Origin of the sequence: Pseudoalteromonas sp. G4, assembly GCF_028875915.1 — a bacterium.
In the GTDB taxonomy this organism is placed as follows: Bacteria; Pseudomonadota; Gammaproteobacteria; order Enterobacterales; family Alteromonadaceae; genus Pseudoalteromonas.
The window spans coordinates 1-11,529 of sequence record NZ_JAPEHW010000105.1 but is presented as its reverse complement, the minus strand read 5'-3'; the positions used below and the strand labels follow the sequence as shown (position 1 = coordinate 11,529).

Here is an 11,529-nt window from a genome sequence, read left to right as displayed (position 1 = left end):
GCGACTATGGCTGCTTTACCTTCACCTTAATGCACTTTTGCACTTACATTTGTTGTGTGATCACTCGTGTTTGGTAACAACTGCTCAATAATATGTTTTAGCTGAGATTTATTGTGCTTATCAGTTGACTGCTCTTTTTCTATGGCACGTAAATCCATTGCTTCAAGTGCGTCAGGTGTCAGACACACATCAAAAAATTTATACCCTAAAATATCCATTGCTTTGGCGAGCTGTTCGCTTGCGGCGAGTTGATCAACCGCGCTGTGCTCAGGTGCTAAATTTTCAATAAAAATGCGGCAACCAGCTGTGCGACATAACGCACTACGAATATCGCTGAGCAATAATGGTGGCATGACACTGGTGAGCAAACTACCTGGGCCAAGTAAGATTAAATCAGCAGAGTAAATAGCCTCTACCGCTTGTTGATTTGCAATCACTTGTTTAGACAAACTTAAATCGCTTGGGAAACTTGAGAGCGCATCTACATTGCATTCACCAAAAATGGTTTCGCCTGATTCTGTAGTGGCAATTAAATCCACAGGTGAATTGGCCATTGGCAAAATAGTGTGTTTAACGCCTAACATTGCAGAGAATATTTTTACGGCATCATTGGCGTTGTGAGTAATTTGGCACAGCGCGCTTAGTAAAATATTGCCGAAACTGTGCCCTTTTAAATCGTTTTCTAATTCAAAGCGCTGTTCGCTTAATACTGCAAGCATATGGTCTTGATTGGCAAGTGCGCTAACACAGCGACGAATATCACCAAGCGCTATCTGACTTGGGTCTTGACGAAGTCGGCCAGTACTTCCGCCGTTATCCGTAGTTGTTACAATCGCTGTCAACGAACACGGCATATTTTTTAAAGCACTTAATACTTGCGACAGGCCATGACCTCCACCAATACACACTATATTCATAATTCGCCCTCAGCTGGTTTGTTATAGCTACTGATTCAAGTTATGTACCAAGATGAAAGGCGCAAAAATAGCGTATTTAGGCATTTAATTCGCATTTTGCAATGCAGCTTGCAGGGACATTCGCTAAACTTATTTTTATTATTTGTGAAATGTCGCGAAGAGGTGTCATGGAAAGACTTAGTGCTAATGCTATGTTGCAACTAGTAGAAGATCTGATCAGCAGTAAAAATGCATCAGAGGTACTGGTAAAATTGCAACTAGGGCTTAAACCCATTGCCACATTTTCAGATATGCTGATTTTAACCCAAGATCATCAACAACTGTGTGCTTTAGCTAGCACATTTGAGCCGTTATCTGGGGTGTGTTTATTACACTCAAATAGCTTGATGGAGCGCGTGTTTGAAAATAACGTCATGGTGGTTAGCAGCAATGTATTACCCGCAGATTGGCAATTACCGCAACAAGAGCAAAAAATTGCGCTTGTAGCGAATAACTTTGCTGAGCGTCGAGGCATGTACATCTTATTTTTGGAAAACAATAAGGTGGATAGTGCCCAGCTTGAAAGTAATTTGCTGGCAACTGTGAGTGTGTTTCGTCAGGCGTTTATTCAACTTGATCAGCAACATCAAACATCGCAAATGTTGCTCGATCGCACCTATGCTTTAACGCAAAGCCAACAACGCTTTCAAGCGTATGCTGAGCTGGCTTCGGATTGGTTTTGGGAAACAGATGAAAGCATGTGCTTTACCTATCTTTCATTTACCGAACAAAGTAAACCAAGTAATTTTGCTCATTTTTTACATAAAAGCCCGCTTAATATTCGCAGTGATAGCGAGAGCACGCAATTTAAAAAGTGGGAGCATTTTTTACACCTTGTACGGCAACACCATGAGATTCTAGATTTTGAATTTGAAGCTATTGATAACCAAGGGCACAGGGTGTGGATTTCAATTAGTGGTAAGGCTAAATACAATGCTGATGGGAGCTTTGCCGGTTATTTGGGTATCGCTAAAGACATTAGTTTTGCTAAGCAACGTGAGTCTGATTTAAAAGCGGCAAAAGAAAAAGCCGAAAGTGCAAATACCGCAAAATCACATTTTTTGGCTGTGATGTCACATGAAATTCGCACACCAATGAATGCCATTTTAGGTATTTTAGAACTACTAGAAGATACGAATCCCAATGACAAACAGCGCGAATTAATTGATTTTATGCGTGGCAGTGCCCAGCTGTTACAAGGCGTTATTAGTGATACTTTAGACTTTGCCAAAATTGAGTCGGGCACGTTAGCGCTTGAAAATAGCAATGTGAATTTGCATAAATTAATAAAAAATTTGGTACAACAATTTGAAACCCAAGCGCTTAAAAAAGGCATTCATTTTAAAGCCATTTTAGGTAATGGGGTGCCTGAGCAAATTAATACCGATGGTGTGCGTTTATCGCAGGTGTTACTTAATTTGCTAGGTAATGCCTTTAAATTTACCTTAGAGGGTGAGGTTTGCCTTGCGGTAAACCGCAGCGATACCGAACTATTAATTTCAGTAAAAGATAGCGGTATTGGTATAGAGCAGAGCCAAATCGATACGTTGTTTGAACCATTTTCTCAATTACACGATAAACAAGTGGGTCGTCAGCAAGGGGTTGGCTTAGGTTTAAGCATTACCAAACGTTTACTTGAGTTAATGAAAGGAAAAATAGAATGCCATAGTGAAATTGGCGTGGGTACTGAGTTTTCTGTGGCAATTCCGCTCGAGATTGAAATCGTTTCGACAAATAGTTCGGGTGGTGCAAACAAAGCAATTGATAATCCGAGCTACCGGATTTTGGTGGCAGAAGATAACCCTGCTAATCAATTTATAATTAAAGCTATTTTGGAAAAGCGAAATCACACAGTTTCACTTGCGGACAATGGTGAAAAGGCCGTTGCCGCGGTAAAAGAAACGCAGTTTGATCTTGTGTTAATGGATATGGTGATGCCGGTAATGGATGGCGTTACTGCAGCACGTACAATTCGAAATGAACTCGGTGAAATGGCGCCTCCCATTATTGCTTTAACCGCAAATGCGGGTCTAGCTGATAAAACGAAGTGCTTAAATGCAGGCATGTTAGATGTATTAACAAAACCGCTTAACAGTGCATTGTTAGATGAAAAAATAAAAGCCTTGTTTAGGACTTAAAGTTATTTGGAGAGGAAATCAATCAACTCTGTTGGTTATTGCGAGCTGCTTAAACTAACAGAGTTGACTGTAGTTTAAGCATCAGTTGTAACCCAAAACACAATCATAATCTTCACGCACGCACGGCTCTGCAAACTCATCTTTAAGCTGCTGAAGCATACGCTCTTGTTGTTTAAAACTAAAAATCACTTTGCGACGATAATCAATAGAACGATTAAACAGTTCTAAATCAATAAACGGTCTCATTGCTTGTAATTTTTGATCGATTGAAAATTGTTGTTTACCGTTATGCATAATACATCTCCACTTGTGTACTTATTTCATTATGAATACAGCAAATATTGAACCAAACGTAACTGGCTGAAATACTGTAATAATTGATAATGTAAATGGTCTTATGCTGAAATTTGCGTTGCAAAATGCAAATTATTTTGTCTTCCTTTAAAGCTTAAAAAGTCATATAACGCGCAGTAGAGTCTTGCATAAATTCCCTTTTAAGCCACATTGTAAAGTGAGTACATCACTGTTAAGGTGTTAAAAATAGGATTATAAATTAATGTGATAGGCCACTTATGTAAGCTGCTTGCTCTAAAAGCCTAAGTCTTCACATAAATAAATTGATTTAAGGGATATAAATGAATTTCAAACTCTTTGCCGTAAAAACCTTGATGAGCGCTCTATGTGCTTTGCTTTTTATTCCAAGCCTTCAAGCAAAGCAAAACCAGCAAAGCGAATTAGAACAAGCTAATTTGAAAAAAGCGTTGTATTGCATGGAAATTCTGGAAAATCGCCCTGATATGGCAGCAACAGAGCGGCTTAAAATATTGCGTGATGACTGTTTCTCTGAAAACTATATTCAACATTCACCACACATGGAAGATGGACGAGAAGCCTTGTTAGCAGTTTTTGCAAAACGCTATGAAAAATACCCCAAATTAGCTATGTCAGTAAAACGTACCGCATCTGAAGGTGACCTTGTTTGGATGCATTTACATGTCAAACGCACACCTGATTCGCTTGGTGCGGCAGTGATCCATATTTTCCGTATGGAAGAAGGAAAATTGGCAGAACATTGGGGTGTTGGTCAGCCGGTTCCAAAAACCGCTAAAAATACCAATACCATGTTTTAGAAATCAAGTTTAAGCTTAGCTATTCAGATGAAATAGGCTCTGTCTTTCCTTTGTTTTTAATTGAGTTATTCAAGGAAGAATATGATTAGTTTTAAATGTATTAGTGTCTGCACATCAGTAGTAGCGATGTTGTTATGCTTTGTATTAATTATTCATCCAGACATTTTTTTTATGCTATTTGGCATAGAAAAGGAAAATGCGGGCATCTTCATTGGTCGAAGAACTGCGATGCTATTTTTAGGATTGTCGGTATTAACTTGGTGCTCGCGAAATACAGCCCATTCAACTGCTCGTCAGGCGATTTGCTTAAGCATAGCTATCTCGATGTTAGGTTTAGCTCTGCTAGGTGCTTTTGAGTACCTTAATGGCTCAGCCGGTACTGGGATTGTGCTTGCCATAGTGACAGAGGTTACGTTTGCGCTGTTATATTTTAAAATTTGGCTGCATTATAAAGATGTTGTAATTGGGCTAAATATCAAAAACGCTTGATGTGTTTTTGCCAAATTTGAAGTATCAGTGTAGCTAAAATCAATTTCCATTTGGCTGAAAACTTAAGATTAAAGGGAAGTAATAACGAGCCTAATTTTGGTGTTCCCAGTTTTAATTGGTCTTGTGCTGTGGATGATTTTACCTAGAACTCTTCTACCTAGGTAATGGCACGTCATTTACGATTAAAAGCAATGGCAAATAAATGGTAAGTTGATTTAAGCTGTTGCTTCAAAGAGATTCAAAAAAGGCGATTTCAAACTCTGTACCAACGCCAAGCTCGCTATTTACAGTCACCTTCGCGTTGTGTTGTTGCAAAATACTATAAGATATAGCAAGTCCTAACCCAGTGCCCTCACCGGGCGCTTTGGTTGTAAAAAACGGGGTAAAAATATCCGCCAAATGCGAAGGATCAATGCCATGTCCTTCATCCTTAACTGTTACGACTATTTTATTCCGATCTTTTTTACTACTGATTGTGAGTGTACCGCCCTCTGGCATTGCGTGTTTGGCATTTACAAATAGGTTTATAAAAACTTGCTGTAATTTACCCGCGTTACCAAGAATATTTGCTTCGGGTAGTAGATCTTTAACTACCTGATGGTGATATTTAAATTCGTTACTTACCACATTGAGTGACTTTTCAATCACCACGTTTAAATCAATGCTGTCGAGTTCATCATTATCCATGCGTGAAAAAGTACTCAAATCAGACACTATGTCTTTTACTCTAATAAGCCCTTGCACTGAAGCAACGAGAATCTCTTCGCTGTCAGAAAGCAAAAAATCTCCATCAAGCGTTTGCCACTGGCTAAGCATATTATCGACTTTGCTTTCGCTATTTAATTCAGCATTATTGAGTGGAGCTATTATTTCTGAAAAGTCACTAAAGTAATCGCGCATGGTATCGAGATTACTTAACACAAAACCGATTGGGTTATTTATTTCATGGGCAACCCCAGCGGCCAATTGCCCGAGCGATGCTAGCTTTTCTTGTTGTAGTAATTGCTGCTGGGTTTGCTCTAACATTTTATTACTGGTTTCAAGTTCAACTAAGCGCTCTTGCAGTGCTTCTTCAGCACGTTTACGTTCAATGGCAACTGCTAACATGCTGCGCGACGATTCTAGCGTTTGCAGCTTCACAATATTAATATCGTCTTGTGATTCGTAGAGTAAAATTGCAATACCTACCGCTTTACCGCTAGGGACATCAAGGTTGTACAAAGGCACCATCACACTGTATTCAAAATTAGTATTGGGTGCTTTGCTGATCTCACCTAGCTCGTACATTTGCGATTCGCTTTCACTTGAAACATATTGATAGAGCTTATTTCGATTTAGCTGGCTTAAAACAACTTTGTATTGTTCAGGCAAAATTTCGGATTGTTGTTTGGAAGCTTGGCAATAATATTGAAATTGATGAAATGAAAGATCAGCATGAATTTCAACAAATAAATTGTGCGCATTGCTCATAAAGTTGTTGGTGCGCTCTAAATAATTAGCCACAATTTTTTGTAAGTTAGGCTGGCGCCATGTTTCGGCCAGTAAACCCGTTAAAAACTCAAGTTGCCCTTGCTGTGATGCAACTTCTTGTTGCGTATGGTTAACTGCTTCTTCTTGTTGGTACAGCTCACGGGTGTAGTCTTCTAATTGTTTTTCGGCTTCTTTACGTGCTAATCGCTCACGTTCTAAGATGCGCTCAAGCGCGGCAACTTTTGCCTCAGCTTCGTTATTATCCATTAAACGTTACTTCAATTTCGCAGCATTCAGCACCTTGGTGCATACAACAGTTTTGTGAGATAGATACGGTTTCTTTAAAGTGATCTGCAGCCCCTAAAATCAAACCTTCGGATAAAAAACAAAGCTTTCGTGGCGAGCGATAGATCATAGTTAACTTATCATCAATATGATCGTCATAGTTAAATTCAGGCAATTGAGCATCTTTATAGAGTTTTTTCACTTCTACGTGAATTAACTCATCTACCGTCATTAAAAATGCGCGCAGAGAAGGGGCTTTTTGCGCCTCTTCTGGCGCTTGTGGCATTAGTCTTGGAAAAAGGAAAACACCAAATGCCCTGACTAGATCAGATACGGGAACTTCGAGTCGCTCTGACAAATAACCCACAATGGCAAAAAGTTCACTGTCGTCATATTGTTTTGTTGAGGTGTAAATACCATGAGAGGCTAAAGTATTGTTGGTAAGCGCATCATCCCACACTTGATAACCGTGGCCTTGCTCAACAAATTCTTGCAGTGCATTAAAGATTGCTCCTTTCATCATGTCCCCTTTTTTGCGAAAAATCAGGTTGATCAATTTAAAAAATAGTGTCACTTTTTAGTTAAGGCAATGTTTTTATAGTAAATAGCGATATCGCTTGGTTCGGGCATTATGATGACAGATAAGTTAAAAATGATGATCGTTGATGACGAAGTAGAAGTGTTGAATGCCCTGAAAAGGCTGTTCAGAAAAGACTATGACGTTGAAATATTTAGCGATCCTGAACTCGCTGCGCAACAATTGCTTGAAACGACCTATGCGGTGATTGTCTCTGATATGAAAATGCCGAAGATGTCAGGTGCAGAGTTACTTTCTAAAGCATGTGAAATTTGCCCCGATACACCGCGTATTTTACTTACCGGATATTCGGATATCGATTCAACTGCAATGGCAATAAACCAAGGCAAAATTAACAATTATGTAAGCAAGCCTTGGAGCAATGATGAATTGAAAAACGTGGTGTTGCAAGCAGTTGAGCAATTTCAGCTGAAACAATCTGTGCAGCGCTTAGAAGTTGAGTTGAAACTTAAAAATGATCTACTCAGGCAGCAAAATCTAGAGTTAGAAAGCAAAGTTGAAGAGCGTACATTGTCGCTGTCAAAACTTAACGAAAAATTGAAATCTGCCAACAATCGCCAGCGTAGCTTATTTTATGATGTGATTGAAATGATCAACTTGATCATTGAAGACACCACAGGCGGAGGCGAAGGTCATGTAAAGCGTGTTGCTAGCCATTGCCGAATGCTTGCGGCGGCACTTGGACTTGAAAAAAACCAAGTAACGCAGGTGTATTTAGCTGGGCTTATGCATGAAATCGGCAAAGTATCTCTTACCGATAATTTAGCGAAAAGTATTGAAAATGAGCTTTCTAGAGCTGAGCTTTCTGAAAAGCAAACACATGCTGTTAAAGGCGCTGAAATTTTACAAACAGTGCCGCATTTAAAAGCAATTGGCACAGCCGTCAAACATCAATACGAACGGTTTGACGGCAGTGGTGTACCTGAACACTTAATCGGTTCAAATATTCCGATTGCTTCACGTATTTTAACTGTGGTAAATGAGTTTGATAAGTTGGTGCTAGGGCGGATAAGCAAACAAAAACTGTCACAGCAACAAGCGATAGAATTTTTGAAAAAAGGGCGCAAAACCCTTTTTGATCCTGAAGTGGTTGACGCTTATATCCAATTACTTTCGAGCAAAGTGTCCCTTGAGCAACACAATATTGATTGGTGTGTTGGTGTTAACATGCTCGAGCCGGGCATGCATTTAAGCCAAGACTTACTAAATAAACAAGGGGCCATTGTGCTTACACAAGGCACCGAAGTTACCCCAGCAGTCATTGCTAAATTAAAATCCTACGAAAAAGAGTGGCGTTACATTTTTAATATTTTCGTGCACTAATTTCTTGTACCCCACAATCCTGTTTCGAAATATGTTTAAGTGCCAGTGAAAATATTGGTACTTAAACTTGCTTATTTGTTGAACTATCGCGGTAGATACATTTAAATTTCTTATGGTTAACATTTAGCTAACGCGGTGTGTCAAAATGTGACCAAAAACATACTTTCTTACCGAAAACAGGCGATTTGCAGCCCATCCTATTTCTTTGAGCGTTAAACTATTTCTCACTTTCTCGCGACTAATTTCTAACTATAGTCAAGCACGTTGTTTGCGAAAAAATAAAATAGGGAACGCAATGAACATTACAACTCGGGCTTTAAAAAATCCGGCGGGGGTAGCGATATTTGTCACCTTGTGCTTGGTGTTAGGAATAGTGAGTTTTACAAAACTACCTATTCAACTATTTCCAGATATAGAACGTCCTCAAATTACCATTTTTACCAGCTGGCGACAGGCGTCACCTGCGGAAATGGAATCAGAGATTCTTGAACCCCAAGAAGATGTATTGCAGGGCTTACCTGGGCTTACCAGTTTAAGAACGTTTGCCAACTCAGGGTCGTCGTTCGTTAACTTAACTTTCACTCTCGATACCGATATGGATAAAACCTTGATCGAAGTGATTAGTCGCATGAACCGTGTGCCACCGCTGCCACGCGATGTAAACCCGCCTGTTATCAGCTTAGGCGGCTTTAATGGCGGTGCGCCAGCACTTACTTATTTCTTCTTACAAGCATTGCCGGGCAATGATAAGCCGATTGGTGAATATGCTACGTTTTTTGATGACACCATTCGCCCACGCTTAGAAAGTATTCCGGGTGTAGCACGTGTTCAGTTACAAACAGGTAACTCTCGTGAGCAATTACAAATCGAATTTGATGCATACCGCGCTGCGGAGCTTGGTATCAATTTAACCCGCGTAAGCAATTTAATTGGTTCTGCTAATGATGCATCGGGTGGTTATGCCGATATTGGCCGCCGCCGCTATACGTTGCGTTTTGCAGGTCGCTTTGATCCAACACAGTTAGGTAACTTAGTGCTTGAATGGCGCGATGGTAAGCCAATTAAACTAAGTGATATTGCAGAAATTAAAGTGACTCGTGACCAAGATAATGGCAGTGCGGTGCAAAATGGTAACCCTGCAATGTCAGTGCGTATTGACCGTGAAAGTGGCGCAAATGTTCTAGCAACGCTTGAACGTGTAAAAGCGGAAGTTGATAAGATTCGCAGCCAAGTACTTGAGCCGCAGCAACTGACAATGCATCAGTCGTTTGATGCTTCAGTATTTATTTACCGCGCGATAAATCTTGTATCAAGTAACTTAGTGCTTGGTATTTTACTCGCAGTGGGCGTTTTATGGTGGTTCTTACGTCAGCGCAGAGCCACTTTGATTGTGGCAATGGCTATTCCAATTTCAATTATGACGACCTTTATTGTGCTAAACATTACAGGGCGTTCGCTTAATGTGATATCACTGGCGGGGTTAGCCTTTGCCACAGGCATGGTACTCGATGCCGCAATTGTTGTGCTTGAAAACATTGTTCGGCTTAAAACCCAAGGTTTGCGCGCTGACAAAGCTGCGGCAAAAGGAACACAGTTGGTGTCAGGTGCGCTTATGGCCTCAACAGCAACCACCATTGCGATTTTTATTCCGGTTATTTTCTTACGCGATGTTGCTGGGCAGTTCTTTGCAGATTTAGCGCTCACCATTGCGATTGCTGTGTTTATTTCGTTATTGGTAGCACTTACGATTTTACCTGTGGCTGCGAAAATGTGGCTCACTCATGCCGTGGAAGAAGATAGGCTTGATGGCCTTTGGCAAAATATCACCTCTAAAATTATGCAATTGACTAATTCAAGCAAAAAACGTGTAGCGGTGATTGTTACTTTGATGGCGGCGCCCGTGGCGTTAACTGTATTGTTATTGCCTCCACTTGATTATTTACCACCGGTAAAACGCGACGCAGTAGATGCTTTTGTCAGATTACCAACTGGTTCAAACCAAGAATTTGTTGAGCGTGAATACATTAAACCGTTAGTTGAGCGTCTGCAGCCATATATGGATGGCACTAAGCAACCCGCATTGAAGAACTACTATATTTTGTCGTTCCCAGGTAATGCAAACTTAGGCGTGCGTGCAAAAGATCAATCACAAGTGAAAGAGCTTGAACGTGTAATGCGTGAAGAAATCTTGGTTGATTTACCAGATACCCGTGTTTTTTCTCAGCAAGGAAATCTCTTTGGTGGTTTAGGCTCAGGGCGCAGTATTCAAATTCACCTGCAAAGTAGAGACACACGCGCTATGGCGGATGTGGCTGATAAAGCTCGCGACATTTTGCAAGCACGCTTTGAAGGCAGCAATATTAACATCAACCCAGGTACGCAAGATGCGGAGCCGGAACTGCGTTTATTGCCAAATGATCGTCGCATGATGGAAGTGGGTTTTAACCGTCGCGATTTAGCGCAAATTACACGAGCAATGGGTACTGGCCTTTATGTGGGTGAATACTTTGATGGCAATAAACGCCTCGATATGATTTTTAAAGCCGAGGGCTGGCAAAATCCTGAAGAGCTTTCAGCAATGCCAATCACTACACCGAGTGGCACCGTTGTGCAACTTGGCGAACTAGTTGATGTAACGCGCACAGTTGGCCCATCTCGTATTCAACGTATTGACCGTCGCCGCACCATTACAGTGAATGTTAATCCGCCAGAAGGTATGTCGTTGCAACAGGCAATGTCGATTATTGAAACGGAAATTGAGCCGCAAATTAAAGCATTGATGCCTGCGGATGGTTCAATTAACTACGGTGGTAGTGCTGATAGTTTGAAACAGTCAATTCAAACCATGGGGCAAAACTTTATTTTGGCACTTGGATTACTATTTATTCTGATGGCCGGTCTCTTTAAATCGCTAAAAGATAGTTTAATGGTGACTTTATCGATCCCACTTGCAACGGTCGGTGGTGTATTGGCATTGCAATTGATGAACTTAATTCAGTTCCAACCACTCGATTTGTTAACCATGATAGGTTTTATCATTTTGCTTGGCTTGGTGGTTAACAACGCAATCTTACTGGTGGATCAAACTCGTCAAGGTGAACGTGAAGGCCTAAGCCGTGAGATGGCGGTAGAACAAGCGT

The 11,529-nt window shown here is 40.6% G+C and carries 9 protein-coding genes; 5 read left to right on the top strand and 4 right to left on the bottom strand.

The window, feature by feature from the left end:
- Positions 1-26 precede the first annotated feature (26 nt).
- Positions 27-917, bottom strand: a complete 891-nt coding sequence (locus tag ON073_RS19005) for a gluconeogenesis factor YvcK family protein (protein WP_274763459.1) — start codon at positions 915-917, stop codon at positions 27-29.
- A 167-nt stretch (positions 918-1,084) separates the two neighbouring features.
- Between ON073_RS19005 and ON073_RS19000 the strand changes: the two genes are divergently transcribed.
- Positions 1,085-3,094, top strand: a complete 2,010-nt coding sequence (locus ON073_RS19000) for a PAS domain-containing sensor histidine kinase (RefSeq protein ID WP_274763458.1) — start codon at positions 1,085-1,087, stop codon at positions 3,092-3,094.
- Between the two features lie 81 nt (positions 3,095-3,175).
- On the opposite strand, the gene ON073_RS18995 is transcribed toward ON073_RS19000, so the two are convergent.
- Positions 3,176-3,388: a hypothetical protein gene (locus ON073_RS18995; RefSeq protein ID WP_274763457.1), complete on the bottom strand. Its 213-nt coding sequence runs from the start codon at positions 3,386-3,388 to the stop codon at positions 3,176-3,178.
- Positions 3,389-3,729: 341 nt separating this feature from the next.
- On the opposite strand from ON073_RS18995, the gene ON073_RS18990 reads away from it, so the two are divergent.
- Both ON073_RS18990 and ON073_RS18985 read left to right on the top strand, forming a co-directional pair.
- Complete coding sequence (locus ON073_RS18990; RefSeq protein ID WP_274763456.1) at positions 3,730-4,224, top strand: nuclear transport factor 2 family protein; 495 nt, start codon at positions 3,730-3,732, stop codon at positions 4,222-4,224.
- Between the two features lie 81 nt (positions 4,225-4,305).
- A complete protein-coding gene (locus tag ON073_RS18985; protein WP_274763455.1) occupies positions 4,306-4,713 on the top strand; it encodes a hypothetical protein in 408 nt (135 codons plus the stop codon).
- A 228-nt stretch (positions 4,714-4,941) separates the two neighbouring features.
- Here ON073_RS18985 and ON073_RS18980 read toward each other — a convergent pair whose 3' ends face one another.
- A complete protein-coding gene (locus ON073_RS18980; protein WP_274763454.1) occupies positions 4,942-6,450 on the bottom strand; it encodes an ATP-binding protein in 1,509 nt (502 codons plus the stop codon).
- Positions 6,443-6,988 (bottom strand): heme NO-binding domain-containing protein, encoded by a 546-nt coding sequence (locus ON073_RS18975; protein ID WP_274763453.1) that lies wholly within the window; start codon positions 6,986-6,988, stop codon positions 6,443-6,445. The genes ON073_RS18980 and ON073_RS18975 overlap by 8 nt, the downstream gene beginning before the upstream one ends.
- 111 nt (positions 6,989-7,099) lie before the next feature.
- On the opposite strand from ON073_RS18975, the gene ON073_RS18970 reads away from it, so the two are divergent.
- Together ON073_RS18970 and ON073_RS18965 are read left to right on the top strand one after the other, a co-directional pair.
- Entirely contained in the window at positions 7,100-8,389 is a 1,290-nt protein-coding gene (locus tag ON073_RS18970; protein WP_274763452.1) for an HD domain-containing phosphohydrolase, read from the top strand.
- A 295-nt stretch (positions 8,390-8,684) separates the two neighbouring features.
- Positions 8,685-11,529 (top strand): efflux RND transporter permease subunit (locus ON073_RS18965; protein WP_274763451.1); only part of this gene is annotated, 2,845 nt, incomplete at its 3' end.

Bases quoted from the DNA above. Each gene is read 5' to 3' on its own strand.
- ON073_RS19005 (WP_274763459.1), bottom strand. From the start codon at position 917: ATGAATATAGTGTGTATTGGTGGAGGTCATGGCCTGTCGCAAGTATTA.
- ON073_RS19000 (WP_274763458.1), top strand. From the start codon at position 1,085: ATGGAAAGACTTAGTGCTAATGCTATGTTGCAACTAGTAGAAGATCTG.
- ON073_RS18995 (WP_274763457.1), bottom strand. From the start codon at position 3,388: ATGCATAACGGTAAACAACAATTTTCAATCGATCAAAAATTACAAGCA.
- ON073_RS18990 (WP_274763456.1), top strand. From the start codon at position 3,730: ATGAATTTCAAACTCTTTGCCGTAAAAACCTTGATGAGCGCTCTATGT.
- ON073_RS18985 (WP_274763455.1), top strand. From the start codon at position 4,306: ATGATTAGTTTTAAATGTATTAGTGTCTGCACATCAGTAGTAGCGATG.
- ON073_RS18980 (WP_274763454.1), bottom strand. From the start codon at position 6,450: ATGGATAATAACGAAGCTGAGGCAAAAGTTGCCGCGCTTGAGCGCATC.
- ON073_RS18975 (WP_274763453.1), bottom strand. From the start codon at position 6,988: ATGAAAGGAGCAATCTTTAATGCACTGCAAGAATTTGTTGAGCAAGGC.
- ON073_RS18970 (WP_274763452.1), top strand. From the start codon at position 7,100: ATGATGACAGATAAGTTAAAAATGATGATCGTTGATGACGAAGTAGAA.